The organism is Paenibacillus brasilensis (assembly GCF_009363115.1).
In the GTDB taxonomy this organism is placed as follows: domain Bacteria; phylum Bacillota; class Bacilli; order Paenibacillales; family Paenibacillaceae; genus Paenibacillus; species Paenibacillus brasilensis.
In genome coordinates, this window is sequence record NZ_CP045298.1 from 2109717 (window position 1) to 2125389 (window position 15673).

The 15673-nt window shown below is 46.0% G+C and carries 17 protein-coding genes and 2 pseudogenes; 8 read left to right on the forward strand and 11 right to left on the reverse strand.

Annotated elements, in window-relative coordinates; all coding sequences use genetic code 11:
* The first annotated feature begins 12 nt into the window (after positions 1 to 12).
* Positions 13 to 630 (forward strand): MmyB family transcriptional regulator, encoded by a 618-nt coding sequence (locus GCU48_RS09830; RefSeq protein ID WP_244316179.1) that lies wholly within the window; start codon positions 13 to 15, stop codon positions 628 to 630.
* A gap of 272 nt (positions 631 to 902) precedes the next feature.
* Here GCU48_RS09830 and GCU48_RS09835 read toward each other — a convergent pair.
* Positions 903 to 1443 (reverse strand): annotated as a pseudogene (locus GCU48_RS09835) (IS110 family RNA-guided transposase); the annotation flags it as partial.
* A gap of 46 nt (positions 1444 to 1489) precedes the next feature.
* On the opposite strand from GCU48_RS09835, the gene GCU48_RS09840 reads away from it, so the two are divergent.
* On the forward strand, positions 1490 to 1675 hold the full coding sequence (locus GCU48_RS09840) for a hypothetical protein (protein ID WP_152379886.1): 186 nt from the start codon (positions 1490 to 1492) through the stop codon (positions 1673 to 1675).
* Between the two features lie 227 nt (positions 1676 to 1902).
* Positions 1903 to 2991, forward strand: coding sequence for an NAD(P)H-dependent flavin oxidoreductase (locus GCU48_RS09845; protein WP_152379887.1), 1089 nt, complete (start codon positions 1903 to 1905; stop codon positions 2989 to 2991).
* Between the two features lie 201 nt (positions 2992 to 3192).
* Here the strand turns inward: GCU48_RS09845 and GCU48_RS09850 are convergent, their stop codons facing one another.
* From GCU48_RS09850 to mmuM, 4 genes are all read right to left on the reverse strand, one after another.
* Entirely contained in the window at positions 3193 to 3609 is a 417-nt protein-coding gene (locus GCU48_RS09850) for a VOC family protein (protein WP_152379888.1), read from the reverse strand.
* A gap of 418 nt (positions 3610 to 4027) precedes the next feature.
* Entirely contained in the window at positions 4028 to 4807 is a 780-nt protein-coding gene (locus GCU48_RS09855) for an alpha/beta fold hydrolase (protein WP_025683378.1), read from the reverse strand.
* 309 nt (positions 4808 to 5116) lie between these two features.
* Positions 5117 to 5704, reverse strand: coding sequence for a hypothetical protein (locus tag GCU48_RS09860; RefSeq protein WP_152379889.1), 588 nt, complete (start codon positions 5702 to 5704; stop codon positions 5117 to 5119).
* Positions 5705 to 6065: 361 nt separating this feature from the next.
* Positions 6066 to 7013, reverse strand: a complete 948-nt coding sequence (gene mmuM / locus GCU48_RS09865) for a homocysteine S-methyltransferase (protein ID WP_152379890.1) — start codon at positions 7011 to 7013, stop codon at positions 6066 to 6068.
* A 158-nt stretch (positions 7014 to 7171) separates the two neighbouring features.
* Here mmuM and GCU48_RS09870 point away from each other — a divergent pair, with 158 nt between their 5' ends.
* On the forward strand, positions 7172 to 7354 hold the full coding sequence (locus tag GCU48_RS09870) for a hypothetical protein (protein WP_025716530.1): 183 nt from the start codon (positions 7172 to 7174) through the stop codon (positions 7352 to 7354).
* A 98-nt stretch (positions 7355 to 7452) separates the two neighbouring features.
* Here the strand turns inward: GCU48_RS09870 and GCU48_RS09875 are convergent, their stop codons facing one another.
* The 3 genes from GCU48_RS09875 to rlmN all read right to left on the reverse strand — a co-directional run bounded on the left by GCU48_RS09875 (position 7453) and on the right by rlmN (position 10502).
* On the reverse strand, positions 7453 to 8385 hold the full coding sequence (locus tag GCU48_RS09875) for a dihydroorotate dehydrogenase (RefSeq protein WP_152379891.1): 933 nt from the start codon (positions 8383 to 8385) through the stop codon (positions 7453 to 7455).
* Entirely contained in the window at positions 8366 to 9067 is a 702-nt protein-coding gene (locus GCU48_RS09880) for a dihydroorotate dehydrogenase electron transfer subunit (protein WP_025716528.1), read from the reverse strand. Before GCU48_RS09880 ends, GCU48_RS09875 begins: the two co-directional genes overlap by 20 nt.
* 337 nt (positions 9068 to 9404) lie before the next feature.
* Entirely contained in the window at positions 9405 to 10502 is a 1098-nt protein-coding gene (gene rlmN / locus GCU48_RS09885; RefSeq protein WP_152379892.1) for a dual-specificity RNA methyltransferase RlmN, read from the reverse strand.
* Positions 10503 to 10754: 252 nt separating this feature from the next.
* On the opposite strand from rlmN, the pseudogene GCU48_RS29115 reads away from it, so the two are divergent.
* Positions 10755 to 10844, forward strand: a pseudogene (locus GCU48_RS29115) (AraC family transcriptional regulator); the annotation flags it as partial.
* Positions 10845 to 10960: 116 nt separating this feature from the next.
* On the opposite strand, the gene GCU48_RS09895 reads toward GCU48_RS29115, so the two are convergent.
* Positions 10961 to 11857, reverse strand: a complete 897-nt coding sequence (locus GCU48_RS09895) for a LysR family transcriptional regulator (protein WP_152379893.1) — start codon at positions 11855 to 11857, stop codon at positions 10961 to 10963.
* Positions 11858 to 11964: 107 nt separating this feature from the next.
* Between GCU48_RS09895 and GCU48_RS09900 the strand changes: the two genes are divergently transcribed.
* The gene (locus GCU48_RS09900; RefSeq protein WP_152379894.1) at positions 11965 to 12705 is read left to right on the forward strand and encodes an SDR family NAD(P)-dependent oxidoreductase; all 741 of its coding nucleotides are present in this window, start codon (positions 11965 to 11967) and stop codon (positions 12703 to 12705) included.
* A 174-nt stretch (positions 12706 to 12879) separates the two neighbouring features.
* Here GCU48_RS09900 and GCU48_RS09905 read toward each other — a convergent pair whose 3' ends face one another.
* The gene (locus GCU48_RS09905) at positions 12880 to 13230 is read right to left on the reverse strand and encodes a winged helix-turn-helix transcriptional regulator (protein WP_025716524.1); all 351 of its coding nucleotides are present in this window, start codon (positions 13228 to 13230) and stop codon (positions 12880 to 12882) included.
* Between the two features lie 212 nt (positions 13231 to 13442).
* Between GCU48_RS09905 and GCU48_RS09910 the strand changes: the two genes are divergently transcribed.
* Positions 13443 to 13994, forward strand: a complete 552-nt coding sequence (locus GCU48_RS09910; protein ID WP_152379895.1) for an NAD(P)H-dependent oxidoreductase — start codon at positions 13443 to 13445, stop codon at positions 13992 to 13994.
* 30 nt (positions 13995 to 14024) lie between these two features.
* Positions 14025 to 14735: an SDR family oxidoreductase gene (locus GCU48_RS09915; RefSeq protein WP_025716522.1), complete on the forward strand. Its 711-nt coding sequence runs from the start codon at positions 14025 to 14027 to the stop codon at positions 14733 to 14735.
* A 96-nt stretch (positions 14736 to 14831) separates the two neighbouring features.
* On the opposite strand, the gene GCU48_RS09920 is transcribed toward GCU48_RS09915, so the two are convergent.
* The gene (locus GCU48_RS09920) at positions 14832 to 15578 is read right to left on the reverse strand and encodes a YheC/YheD family protein (protein ID WP_152379896.1); all 747 of its coding nucleotides are present in this window, start codon (positions 15576 to 15578) and stop codon (positions 14832 to 14834) included.
* Between the last annotated feature and the right edge of the window lie 95 nt (positions 15579 to 15673).

Here is a 15673-nt window from a genome sequence, read left to right on the forward strand (position 1 = left end):
GAGCGCAGACATATGTTCGATCTTGCAATAGATCCGGCCGCCCGCGAGCTTCCAAACCAGGGATCGACGTATGATCCCGTATTACAAGGCATATTGGATTCCTGGGGATGGTGCCCTGCATACGCCGTGGACCGCAGGTGGAACTATGTGGCCTGGAACGAAGCTGCAAGCGAGGTGTTTGCCGATTATGGGAAGCTTACCGGACGGGATCGCAATTTGGTCTGGTACCTGTTCACTCATCCTTCACAGCGCCAGCTTCTCGTGCATTGGGAGAGGGAAGCGCGGAAATGTCTGGCTTTGTTTCGGGCGAGCAGTGATCAGTTTGCGGATGATCCGTGGTTCAGGGAATTCAGCCACGAATTAAGCGAAGCCAGTCCGGAATTTAGGGAATGGTGGCCGCTGCACGATATCCGGATCGCGCATACCGGCCATAAAGAGCTGAATCATCCTGTTGCAGGAAAACTGTCCCTGCGACCGACGACACTAATGCCGGCCGAGTTTCCCGAGCTGAAAATTTTATTGTATATACCACTTCCTCAGGAGAATACGGCGGAGAAGCTTCAGCGGCTCGCTCCGTCCGGACGGTGGTCAGGAGCGCTGGAGCTTCAACTTGATCCGGCAAAATCATAAATGGAGTGAAAGATAATCCGAAGGTTCCGAATTAACTTGATCTAAGTTGGTCGGGCCTTCTTTTGCTCCCGGAACCGATTAACCCGAATCACTCAAAATGAACGGATTCCCCTGCATAGAAAAAGGTCTTAGTTTGTTCAACTATACCAGCTAATAGCTTGTCAACATTTCCAGCAAAACAATTTAGAAACCTTATGGTATAGTGAAAAATAAGCATGCCCAACAACCTTCCAATTCGAGTTGCATTGGAAGGTTATACTATTAACTTTTTGTTATGTCAGACGGAATGATTTCTTACTTTTTAAAATGGCATACAGCCAATGAACCAGCTTATTTGCACATGCCACTAGAGCAACTTTGTGAGGCTTTCCTTCGGCTCTCTTACGGTCGTAAAAATCTTTAATCCGAGTGTTGTGAGAACGGATCAACCCACACTGCACGGCCATAACTAGGACATATCGAAGCTGCCGGGAACCGCGTTTGGTGATTCGATTTCGAGTTGCTGTGAACTTACCTGAAGCAAAAACAACTGGGGTCAATGCCAGCAAACGCGACCAGTTTCTTTGGATGGTCAAATCGGTCGACTTCTCCAATTTCCGATAAAATTGTTGCAGCAATTTTATGGCCAATACCGGGAATAGACTGGATTAAATCATACTCTTCGATCTCTTTAGCCAGGGCATCTATGTTCTGTTCTAACTCAGCAAGATGCTCCTGGTACTGAAGAATACGGGCGATCAGGATCTTTAGATTAATCAAGTGGCTTGAGTACATCGTTTGCTGAAAGGGATTTTGTTTTGCTGCATCGAGCAATCGTTGGACTCGTAATAAAAATAAGTTTACAGAGGGGGAAATGGTCATGCCAGACCTAATAAAGCATGTACTCGAAGACATGAACAAGCAGCTCGATCGAATTATAAAGAGCATAAACCCGCTTGATGATGATTTGATTTGGAAGAAAATGAAGGATTCCATGAACAGCATCGGTAATCTTTGCTTACATTTAGCAGGTGTTACTCTCCAAAATACTGAAAGATGCGAATGAACACATTACAGGCCAGTATCATTGATGATTCATTCTACAGGAATTCTAACGGGAAACGATAGTTGAGGAGCTTCCTTTGCGGTAGTTCCTTATTCTTTTGTTAACTTAACGGGCAGGATAGTTTGGTGGCTGCCTTAAATAGATGGAGTAACAAACTTCTTTGAAATTCGCATTAATCGAAATCATGAAGATTCCATTATAGGTTCAACAATAGGAGGTTTTCAAAACTGCTTGAGACAGAATTAACACGTACCCTCAAAATTCAATACCCGATCTTCCTAGCGCCGATGGCAGGTGGACCTACGACTCCTGAATTGGTAGCAGCAATTTCAAACGCCGGGGGTCTAGGCAACTTAGGTGCCGGATACTTAACACCAGAACAACTCCGGAGCATGATACGAGAGATCAAACAACTAACGGATCAGCCGTTTGGAGTCAACTTGTTTGTACCTGAGCAACGAATAGAATCGGAAGAAACGATCGGACAAATGGCAGATCATCTCAATATTTATCGCGTCGAACTTGGCATTGCACAAAATCCAGCGATCCAGAAATATTCGGAGTCGTTTGAAGAGCAGGTGCAAGTATTACTGGATGAAGAAATCCCGGTGTTTAGTTTTACCTTTGGCATACCACCGCAAGATGTGATCCAAACGATGAAGCAGCGTGGAACAATTGTAATTGGTACAGCAACAACAATTGAAGAAGCCAAACAATTGGAAGCGGCTGGTGTAGACGCAATTGTAGCCCAGGGAAGTGAAGCTGGGGGACATCGCGGCACATTCTTGAAGAGCGTTTCCGACACTCAGATAGGCACCATGGCTCTTGTTCCGCAGATCGTGGATCATGTAACAATTCCAGTCATCGCATCGGGAGGCATCATGGATGGAAGGGGGCTTGTAGCAAGCCTCGCATTAGGAGCCGCCGCCGTACAAATGGGAACTGCCTTTCTGGCGTGTCCCGAAAGCGGTGCTCATACAACGTACAAACAGAAGATTCTTTCAGGAAATGAGGATTGCACCGAAATTACTCGCGTGTACTCTGGCAAAGCCGCACGAGGTATTCGAACAGAATTTATGAATGACATGCATCGGTATCCCGGAAATATTCCTGCCTACCCAATTCAAAACGCAATGACGAGGGACATTCGCCAGGCAGCTGCAAAAGCGAATAACCCTGAGTACATGTCACTCTGGGCGGGCCAAGGTCTTCGGTTAGCCACCGATCGCTCTGCCGCTGTAACTGTCAAACAGACGATCGATCAAGCAAATGTGCTTGTCAAACTAATCTTTAATCTTCGAAGAGTCGGAGACTAATACAATTAACTGGACATTACGCTAACGGGAAACGATAGCACAATTACAAATAGGCTGCCAGCAACAGCGAAGATCGCGAAATAGATCCATTTCTCTAAAATTAATGAAGTACCTAGATAAAATGAAGAGACCATAGCTCGTCGCTATGGTCTCTTTCAGCAGTCAGTAAAATTACTAATTACGAAATTCGCCCCACTCACTTCAACTGTCCGTCAGCGACCTACCGCTGAACCGTTTGATCGCTTCCTCGGTCACCGGCGCGAAGAGGTTAACCAGGTTGCCGTCGGGATCGCGAAACAGCACAGCACGGTTCCCCCACGGCATCGTGGTTGGTTTCTTTACCCACTCGTTGACAAACGGCTTCAAGCGCTCGTATTCGGCATCGACATCGTGGACGCGAAACTCGATGATGACAGTGTGATTGTCGGCTGCCACTGCGGAACCAGCGCCGAACAGTCGCACCGTCTGGGAGTGGCCGATCGCCAGGGTGCACGATGGCACAACGAGTTCGGCAAAGACAGGCGCGGGGCGTTCCGCCGAAACACCCATGACTTTCTCATAGAACTCGACGAGACGATCCACATCGTCGGTAATGATGCGTACAGAAGCAAAATTCACGAGATACCATCCTTCCTATAATTAAATGATACAATACGGTATCATATCATTTTGGGTCAGAATACTTCGCATTTATCTCCCATTCCTTTACGGTTACTTACTCCGAGTATAAAATAGCGCTACTGACAACAGTATGTCAGTAGTGTTCTAACATTTTTTTGGGCTTCCTCCCGAATTCGATTTCGGAATGCGTCAGTACACGATATGTCTTGATTCTTATCTTTCCAGAACTGCCCACATTATGGATTACAGTGATTAGTGATTACGGGTGCGGCATTGATTGTCATATCGAACAGTATGAGGCTACTAAGGGTTAAAAATTAATGCCTATTGATTCAACTAACGGGCAGATTTGCTCAATCATCGGGCATTATCGGACTATATTTATGGGGAGCGATGGTGCGGCTAATCCGAGTCGTTATGCAAAAGAAGATAATAATTGGTTGAATCTATCGCGCTCCTCTAAAAAAGCGCAATGGCCGCTGTATTGGAACGGAACTAGCTTCGAATTTTTGATCAGCTTATTTGTTTCCTCAGCTTGGGTAAACGGAACGACTTTATCATGAATTCCGTGAATAATTAATGTGGGTACATTGATCTGACCGAGATCATTGTAAACATTTTCATCTCTAAGCGTGACCATAATGGCGGAAGTCGCCCAATTTGCCGCTTGTAATCCCATTAAAACGAACCAATCGGATTTCGGTTCGGAAATATACTGAAAGAAAAAAATTCCCGTTTGGTCTTGCAGCATTTGCGGTCGGTCATGATTTGTATCTTCGATGATTTTATTTGTAAATTCTTTTGGAACGCTAGATGGAGAGGCAGCGTCGATCAGGACGAGTTTAGATATCCCATACCCTTTGTAACGAGCCATATAACGAATCGAGATCGCGCCTCCTGTAGAGTGTCCTGCCAGTGTTATGTTTCTTAACTGTAACGTCTCGATGACCATGCGGACATCATCTGCTAATCTATCGAAACTGTAACCGCTAAAAGGTTTATCCGAATTGCCATATCCCCTCCAGTCCATTCCGATACAACGATATCCAAGCGTTGGAAGGAAGTTGAATTGATATTCGAACTGGTTATGGTTTAGCGGCCATCCATGAATAAAAAGTATCGTTTTATTTCCCTTCGGATTGATGTCCTCTATAAATACGTTGACGCCCGGTTCGACAGTTACAAAGTATCCCAAGTATATCGCCTCATTTTTTAAAATGTACTTCCCCATTAAGATATTCGCCCTAGGCAAGGTGAATGCCTAATTTCGGCGTCAAATTGGGTTTAGATAGTACGTAGAGATTTCTGAGGAATAGCTTGAGTGAAACAATTTCTTCAGATCATTGAGCTAACGGGAAACGATAACTCAATGTTACCAAGAAAGCAGCTGATCAATGTGATCGGCTGCTTTTATTCAACTAACGGGCAGGTTAATTGAAATCGCACTCAAAGAGGGAAAATGCTGAGTTGGACACCGCCGGAAAATCCGGTCAATTGAACGTTATCAGCTGTTTCTAAATACCTCCTCAAGCATATTTAAATAACCCCTCTTAATAGTCTTCTTATCTTTCAGCTTTAATAATAATTGATAAAAACCTTTTCTATAATCGGAATGGTAGGAGATGTTCGCTTTTTCCATCATTGCTGCAAATCGTTTTTCAAACTGTGGTGCATCACGCATCATATACTTGAAGTTCATCACCCATAGCTTCATCAGATGAATCCATTGATCATTTTCAAACAGTTTTTTGTCATAGACCAAATTCTTATCACTGTTTAGGATACCGATATCATAAAATGTAAAAGGATTGTCTCCTCCAATAAATGTGGATACTAAAAATTTATCAGGCAACAGGCTGTTTGCAAAATCATACCACGCCGGTTGGAACTTCGCTTTTACACTTTCGGTCACTTCGTACAATGCGATATGCGGAGTAATATCTTTAATTGTTAGCAATAAATCTACATCCGAGTAAGCGTCTGAGGTTTGTTCAACACGACTTCCAATTACATCTATCCGGGTTATAAAATCCAACCCATTTAAATGGTCTATTAACTGTTCGGTCAAACCTTCACTAGTCGACGTTCCCATTATATCCCCTCCGCTAAACTCCTGTTTGTCTTGCCTGCGTTAATATATAAATATTGCTAATACAACATACCAATCTTTGCTTGTGGTAGATTTAGTGATTGTATCCGTTGAGGTGCAGATCTATAAAGTTAGATTTCGCACAAGAGAGGATGAATATATGGAAGGTGTTCATTTGTCCACAAGATTGAACTAACGGCAGCCTAGGGCTTTATTTTCTTTGAATAACTAGTCGTCATGACAAAATAGCAGGCTGAACCAAGCTTCTCCATTGCTGGATGACAACTTGGTTCAGCCTGCTTGTTTTTTCGGGACAATCGAGGGAGTCTCCTTATGGGCAACCTCCCCCTAACCTCGTCTCCGTTTATACCTCTCTCGACCATGCCACTATTTCTTTAATATCCTGCGGCTGAGTCCGGCAGCAACCGCCAATCAGACGGGCTCCCACTTCATACCATTGGCGGGCATTCTGCCCGAACGTCTCTGCACAAGTGGTGCCGTGCCATGTTTTGGTGACCGGGTCATATTCCTCCCCCAGATTGGGGTACACCACCACAGGCTTATCCGTATGGCTGCGCATTTCATGAATAAGCGATGGAATGAATTGCGGCAGAGTGCAATTGATTCCCACAGCTGCCACCTGCTCGTGGTCATTCAGCCATTCAGCGCAAGCGGCGGCAGATTCGCCGTTACTGATGTGCTGGCCGTCCTTTGCACTAAAGCTGATCCAGGCATACGTGCCGGGGAACTCCTTCAGCAATCGGGCAATGGCCTTGGCTTCGACCAGACAAGGTATCGTTTCACAAGCCAATATATCCGCCCCCGCCTCAATGAGAGCCTTCATCCGCGGTCGATGAAACTCGACGAGCTCTTCTTCGCTCAGCTTGTAATCACCGCGATACTCTGAGCCATCCGCCAAAAACGCCCCATAGGGTCCGACAGAGGCCGCGACTAGCGGCTTGGGGCGATGCTGCTGATTTGCCTCATTCGTAACTTCGGCCCAAAATTCATCCCGTGCCTGCACAGCAATCCGCACCGATGATTGAATCATCTCCAGCGCCTCATTTTCGCTCAGCCCCCGTTGAACATAGCCTTCCACGGTAGCCTGATAGCTCGCAGTAATCGCGCAGTCTGCCCCGGCTTCAAAATAATCCCTGTGTACGCGCTTGATGGACTCCGGATGCTCATGGAGTATTTTAGCTGACCATAAGCTATCGTTCAGATCATGCCCATGACGTTCCAGTTCGGTCGCCATTGCGCCATCCAGTACGATCAGCTGAAATTCGTCCAGTATATGTTGTATCGGATTCATGCGGCCCCTCCTGCTCGCTTTTCTTTTTAACCCACTGATCAGGTTGGAATTAATTCCTTATATTATAGCCTTTGTTTGAAATAAAACAATATGCTGAATAAGGAAGAACCAATTCTCCATAATAAGGACGTATACCTAACGAAATGGAGGACAATCGGATGATTGACAATCTCGAAAGTAATTACAACTGCGCCCATGCAGGGCAGGATCTTCATCAGCTCAAGCAGGAGCTCGCTGCGCTTCAGGCACAAGGTAGCAACGACCAAGCTTCCAAGGAAGCCATTCATCGGCTGGAAAATCAAATTTCGTTTATCTTGAACAAATGCGATATTAACAATTAGTTGAGCTTGACTGTTTCGGTATAATAAAATACACAACCGGCTTGCCTTAGAAGACAAGCCGGTTGTGTACGCTTAAGTTTATGGAAACAGGTACGAAATTACAAGATTCCCCGTATCTCATCCAACGACTGCACCTTTTCCTGCTGCATCCATTGTTCGAGTCCGTATACCAGCTCGGCCCCTGCATGCAAATGGACAAAATTATACGTTCCCACCTGAATGGCAGCGGCCCCTGCCATAATGAATTCAATAATGTCCTCCACCGAACTGATGCCGCCCATGCCGATTACCGGAATTGACACCGCCTGCGCCACCTGATGAACCATGCGCAAGGCAATTGGCTTGATTGCCGGGCCGGAAAGACCCGCATACGTGTTGGCGAAGACACTCCGACGACGACGTATATCAATTTTCATCGCAGAAAATGTATTGATCAGCGAAACACCATCTGCGCCTTCTTCTTCGCACATAACCGCCATCTGTGTAATGTTCTCTGCATTGGGAGACAGCTTGACGACCAGCGGGAGCGCCGTTACGTTACGCACCTGCCGCACAACGTCCCGCGCGACCTCCGTCTGGATACCGAATTGCATCCCGCCCTGCTTGACATTGGGACATGAAATGTTCAATTCCAGCATATCAACGCCCCTGCGATTCATCGTGCGGCGTTTTTGCGCATTTTCCGTAATCATAGCTACGGCCTGAACGTATTCCTCCAGGTTGGAGCCGCCTACGTTGGCAATAACAGCCGTGTTCCAGCGAGTCATGTCATCCAGTTCATCCTTCAAAAAGGCGGCAACCCCCGGATTCTCCAGCCCCACACTATTGAGCATGCCGGATGCAGTCTCATGTATTCGTGATCCCGTATTACCAGCCTTTGGATGAAGGGTCAGTCCCTTGCCGACGATGCCGCCCAATAACTCAGGAGAATAAAATTCTGCATATTCACGCCCGAAGCCAAACGTCCCGGAAGCCATAATGATCGGGTTCTTGAACGGTACACCCGCAATATTACACGCCATGGAGATCATCAAACTCCACCTCCTCCACCGGGAATACAGGCCCTTCCTTACATACCCTACGATTGCCTTCACGGGTACGCATTGTGCAGCCCAGACATGCGCCAATACCACAGGCCATGTGTCTTTCTGTTGAAATATATAAACGCGACGATGTCCCCTCCGTTTTTATCGCGAGCGCTTGTAGCATTGGCGTCGGCCCGCAGGAAAACATATTCACATAGAGAGCCGGATCGACCTGTTCAATGATGCTTCCTCCAACCTTGACTTGCACAGATGCCGCCACAGCTTCAAATGCCTCAACCCCGAAGGCTTGCTGTGCAAACCCCAGATAAACGTGCGCATGCGGGTAATGCTTCGCAGCCAGCAGCAATGGAGCCGTCCCCATTCCACCGCCAACTAAAGCCAGGCTTCCCTCTACCTGCGGAAAACCATTGCCGAACGGTCCTTCCAGTTGAATCTCCTGACCCGGCTGTAGCTGGGAAAACAGGCTTGTCCCCTCTCCAACAACCCGGTACAAAAAAGAAATATGATCTTCCCCGATATCATAAATGCTAATAGGTCTGGGTAGCAGTGGGTAATTCATTCCGCTGCGCAGCATGTAGAACTGCCCCATTTTTCCTTTAAAGGTCCCCTCAATTTTCATCACATAGATGCCCGGAACAAGTGCCACATTTGAAATTACGTTAGCCATATAACCCCTCCACTAACCACTCACTATAACGTAAAAGCAGCAACTGTTACGTGACTATTTTCACAATTTCAGATGATGTTTTGTCCTCTGGTCCGTGATACAAAAAAAAAGCGTACTCCTGTAAGAGAGTACGCCCAGGCTGTCGAGAAACCCCCTGTTTTTTTAATGAGGTTTAAAATGGCTCTTTTGATCAAATAAAAATGGGTCCTCAGATCGTTTTAAATCGATTTTTGTTTTAAAAGTTGAGTCTCCCCAAACAAAAAATAAAGTGCCGGAAAGTCCGTTGGACTTTCTCGACACTCTGAGCGTACTCCTGTAAGAGAGTACGCCTGTAGATTTAACTAATGGCTTCGCGTTCCGAATTGCGACTGCCTTGGGAGTCCTTGCGAATCTGCTTGCTGCGCAGCTGTCCGCAGGCCGCGTCAATGTCGGTCCCATGTTCCAGCCGGACGCTACAGCTAATGCCCTGCTTTTTCAATACATCATAGAAACCGGTAATGGATTCCGACTCGCTCCGCTGGTACTGGCTATGCTCATCCACCGGATTGTAAGGAATCAGGTTCACGTTCGCCAGATTGCGACGGTGGCCTACCAGCTCAGCCAGCTCCAGCGCATGCTCCTTACCGTCATTAACATCCTTCAGCAAGATGTATTCCAGCGTAATCCGACGATTCGTTTTGTCCAGATAATAATCAATCGCCTGCATGAGCTTTTCAATCGGAATCGCCCGGTTGATCTTCATAATGCGGGTACGAATCTCGTCATTCGGCGCATGGAGTGAAATCGCCAAATTGACATGCAGATCGGAATCTGCAAATTCAATAATTTTATCGGCAAGTCCACTTGTAGAAACGGTAATATGCCGAGGGCCAATCGCCAGTCCTTTGTGATCCTTAATGACCCGAATAAAATCGGACAGGTTCACAAAGTTATCAAATGGCTCGCCAATCCCCATCACAACAACGTGAGTGACCCGGTCGCCCGGACGTTCTTTGTCCAGATACAGCTGCACCTTCATAATTTGCTCTACAATTTCACCGCTGGACAGGTCACGACTTTTCTTCAACAGTCCGCTCGCACAGAAGCTGCATCCAATGTTACAGCCCACCTGCGTCGTCACACATACAGACAGTCCAAACTTATGCCGCATCAGTACAGTCTCTATTAAATTACCATCTTGTAGCCTGAACAAAAACTTGACTGTCCCGTCTGCTGACTGCTGCTTTACATGTTCCTCCAACGTTTCAATAGAAAAATGCTCTTCCAGCAGGCGAACGCAGCTCTCATGAACCTCCGTCATCGCTGCAAAATCAGTAATCCGCTTCCGGTACAATGCGTCCCATACCTGCAACGCACGAGATTTCTTATGTCCATGCTCCATGAGCCATGCTGTCAATTGGTCTAGCGTTAATCCATAAATGGATTCTTTTTTCATGTTCGATCCTCTTTTCAAAGCATTAAAATTCGTATTTCTATATATAAACCCTAGCCATCACGACTCGTCTCAACTATCATTGCATCATAGCATGTTTGAGCGCTCTGCGCTATTCAAACACTTCTTCTATTGTCCCAAATTTTAATTATGAACACAAGGGGGCAGGCTGTTGGTATCCTGTTCAACAAAGGCACGTAAAGACAGGATTACGGACACCGTCAATGATATGATTACAACCAAGGAAGGTGCTGCCAGCTTAACTCAGACGGCACATCAGATCGGATTCATGCCTTGGGAACAGGTGATGATATACTCGGAATATGTCTGGACATGAAGCATGGGGGATTGCCGTGCAGAGGATTACCGATGTGAAGTATGGATTCCGATTATGAAAAAATAAGCAAATGAACCGACTGCATACAACAGTCGGTTCAATCTCTTTCATCCCCTACCCTGCCTTAATGCGCCTCGGATAACTCCCCAAGCTCCTGCTTCAACACGGAATACAGCCTTGCACCTGCCAGCTTTAGCGCAGCCTCTGTTGCTTTACACAGAAGACCGAAGGTCATATCAATCAAACTGCCGCTTAATTCCTTCACCACTGTTCCTGCCGGGACAGGACTGACCAGAATTTGCGGCACAAGGGCAATACCCAAATCGCTTTCCACATAAGATTTCAGAGCGGTCATGCTGCCAATTTCCATCGTATCCAACGTGGTTATTCCATATTCCTTCATGACCATTTCAAGCTTGCGACGATAAGGACAGATGGTTGACGTAATAAGCAAGCGATGCCCCTGCAAATCTGCTGGTCCAATGCATTCCTTTTCTGCAAGCGGATGATGTTCAGGCATCAAAACCACAAAATTCTCCTTAAACAAAGGTTCAAAATATAGCTCTGTGCCCAAATCCGGTGCAGAGCATAACGCGACATCCATATCCCCTTTAAGAATACGCTCGCTTAGCGTGGGTGTATTCCCAAACTCAACCGATATACGAATGTTCGGGTAATTCGATAAGAACCGTTTTAGAATCCTCGGTAGTCGGTAGCTGGCGGTTGGTTCGGTCACTCCTATACGAATATGACCTGCGGTCCCCGTTTGCAGCTCCTCCATGTTCTTCTGCAATTGCTCCATGTCCTGTACAATATGCAGGCTCTGCTCATACAGCAGCCTGCCCGCTTCGGTTAGTTTTATTTTCTTGCCCCGTTCCATCAGTTGAACTCCCATATCGGCTTCAAGCTTCTGCATTTGCATCGTCACTGTAGATTGTGCATAATTCATCTCTTCCGCTGCACGAACAAAACTACTGTACTTCACAATCATTTGAAATGTTTTCAGCATTTTAATATCCATATGCTTACTCCTAATATGAATTCAATTTTATTGAATCATCTGTTCATATAATTCAATTATACAGAACTAAACACATAATCTACAATGATAAATAAGGAGTGATGAAGATGGATTTACAACAAACGATAGCACTAGTTACGGGCGGAGGTACAGGGATTGGGAGAGCTATTTGCCTGGCGTTGGCACATCGAAAGGCGACGGTAGTCGTCAACTACTCGCGCTCTAAACAGGAAGCCGAGGAAACGGTGCGTATGATTCTTGAACAAGGTGGACGTGCTGTCGCATTGCGGGCGGATGTCTCCCAGGACAAGGAGATCCGAAGCATGGTCGATCAAATTGTTCAGCAATTTGGAACAGTAGATATACTCGTGAATAACGCCAGTATTACACAGCATATTCCTATGGAAGATCTGGAAGCAGCCACTGAGGAAGTTTGGGATGCACTTTTGGATGTAAATGTAAAAGGTATGTTTTACTGTGCCAGGGCCGTAGCTCCTTTTATGAAAAAAAGCAAACGAGGCGCTGTTGTCAATCTGGGAAGTATCGCGGGACAAACAGGCTTAGGCTCCTCACTGCCCTATGCCGTATCCAAAGCAGCCGTTCATGGACTGACGAAATCGTTAGCACGGGTTTTGGCACCGGAGATTCGGGTCAATTGCATCGTGCCTGGAGCGGTAGCGACAAGATGGTGGGCAGGCAGGGAGGAACAGATGAAACAACTGGCTCCTCATTTACTTCTACAGCGCATTTCCACACCTGATGATATCGCCAGCATGGTGTGTTCTGCCTTGGAGCAGGAAGCCATGACAGGCCAGATTATTACGGTAGACAGCGGACAAACGCTGTAATCAAAACAAACCGCCTTCCCAGCAAGAAGGCGGTTGTTAATGCTATCGTACTCCGTCATTGACTCCTTTTAAGCTTACAGGTGTCGCAATTCTTGCAGCTTTAACGAATTTAGCAAATAAAAACCGAACAAGCAGCCCCATAATTAAGAGTTGTAGAGGAAAGTTGGCGATCCCTCAATGATCTGCTTTTAAATCTAGGCCAAATCTCTTCAGCTCAATAAAAATACCCTCCAGTCGCTTCCCTTTTTCCGTTAACGAATATTCGACACGCGGGGGAACCTCGGGATAAACCTTCCTCTCCAACAAACCATTGTCTTCAAGCTCCTTCAGGCGTAGGGAAAGCGTTTTGGGACTAATCCCCTTCATGGACTTCAAAAGCTGGCTAAATCGCAATGTTCCTTCGATAAGAAGGTCACGAATGATTAAAAAGGTCCATTTCGTTCCAATTAAATCAAGCGTCTGGGCAATAGGGCATGGCTCGCCTGGTATCCCTTTGGTTAATTCAATGGGCTCTTGAACGTGCATAGGAACCATCCTCCCAATAATATCTGCTAAACCCAATAGTATCACAATAATTCCTTTAGGGAAACTATATGAATTAAATATCACTACTTCCCTAAATGAATTTAATACATATACAATATCGTTGTAGCAGAGAACACGTTCTCTAACATAAGGAGGTAATTAACCGTTGGGAACAGGGGTAACAAAGACAGTAGGAAAAGGGGATGGAGAAAATGAAAAATATACTCATCATTAATGGTCATCAAAAGTATGATGCGGCCGAAGGAAAATTGAACCAAACCTTGATGGACAATATGGTGCGGCTCTTAAGTAAAGAGAACAACATCAAAACAACGATTATTCAAAACGGCTATACGATTAGCGAGGAACACGAAAAGTTCCTATGGGCGGATGTGGTCATCTACCAAACGCCTATCTATTGGTTCAGTGTTCCAGGATTATTGAAGACTTATATGGATGAAGTTTACGCTTACGGTCTATTCTTCACGGGTGCTCGTGAATATGGAAACGGCGGCTTGTTAACCGACAAAAAATATATGTTCTCAACGACCTGGAATGCCCCGGAAAAAGCCTTTAATGATCCAGCTCGCTTTTTTAATGGCGATAGCTTGGAAGGAGCGCTCCGTCATTTGCATTCTGCACATACATTTCTCGGCATGAAGCCTCTGAAGAGCTTTGCATGCTATGACGTCGTTAAAAACCCGAATATCCCCCAATTTATTACCAACCTTGATACACATCTACAAGCCGTATTCAATGATTAATACATTCAGCTAACATAGGAGGTTATTGAATTGAAAAATCAAAAAATTGTGATTATTGGTGGAAGCTCTGGTATTGGTTTAGAGACAGCCAAGCAAGTCATTTCGCTGGGTGCGGAAGTGGTTATCGCCAGCCGCTCGGAAGATAAATTGCACAAGGCCAAAGAAATGCTGGGCCCACGGGCTGCAGCGTATGTGCTCGATACGACAGATGAGCAGCAGGTAAAGTCCTTTTTTGAACAAGTCGGCGGATATGATCATTTGGTCATTAGTGCAGCAGAAACATCCGGTGGATCATTTCTCCAGTTGGAAACGGATCAAGCGCGCAAGCTATTCGAAAACAAGTTTTGGGGCCAATATTATGCAGCTAAGTACGGAGCACCGAAGCTCTCAGCCCAGGGGTCCATTACCCTATTTTCCGGTGTGGTGGCATACAAACCGATGATTGGGTCCTCAGCGCTTGGAGCTGTTAATGCAGCCGTTTCAAATCTGGGGCAAACCTTGGCGCTGGAGCTTGCTCCGATCCGCGTGAATATCGTCTCACCCGGCATTATTGATACACCTTCCCGCAGCAAAATGCCTGAAAATGCACGTAATCAGTTCTATGATACGGTGGCAAACAAGCTCCCTGTAAAACGAGTGGGGCATCCGGAGGATGTTGCACAAGGCGTACTTTATTTAATCCAAAATCATTTTGTGACCGGAACCATTCTCCATGTGGATGGAGGGCACTCTCTAACATAAATGCTCTACTAAAAATGATCCCTGGCTAGAGCACAGCTTGAACTTAACAAACGGAGAACGCTCCCGCGCCTTTGCTTGGGCGTCCTCCTTCTTAGCTCACCAATGAGCTTTATTCCAACGCTGAATCCGACGTTTGTTTCTCAAAATAGTGTGAATCATCTTATGATTGGGGAGCTGCTTGAACAACTTATGTCCGGGATGCGGATTGGCCTCGATAATCCAGATTTGACCACTCTTCTCAATAGCAAGATCAATCCCCAGCTCGCGAAACGGATGATTTTTATCTATCGTGTCGGCAACCATTTTAGAAAGTTCAACGATCTGGTCCAGAATCTCTTTCATTTTCGTTCTGTCATGTTTAAAGACCTTTAAAAGCACCTTGGACAACGGTGCCGCATGTCCCCCTTTGCGGTAATTGGTAACCACTTTTCGGGGTGCGGCAACACGGCCAGTTATTCCTGAAATGATCCATTCCGACTCCGGCTTCTGCATATATACCCTGGCATCAAAAATCGAACCTTTGTACTTAGCTAACCGAAGCCCTTGCTGTACCAAATAACGGCGGTGGGGCATCCGAAAGGTTCTGATCGCTTTTCTCACTTTGTGGGCTCTGACTATTCTTCGACTGGAGCCGCAGCGAATCTCATACCTCCTCCCCAGCTTTTTGGCCCGTATGATACCAGTCCCTCCGCTTCCAAAATTAGGCTTAATGAAAACCGTCCGATGTTCGTCCAGCATACGCAATGTCCTTGCATTGCTTATCCAACGGGTTTCCGGCAAATGAGAACTTAAAACGGGATGTTGTCGCATTTCCTTATATTGAATCATCTTTCCAATGGGCACGAGTATCCCTCTATTCTGTGGGTTTTTGCACGCATTACATGAATATGCATCCATAATCTACCTTGGTAACGGCGAATGCCACAGTTTGCTATAAA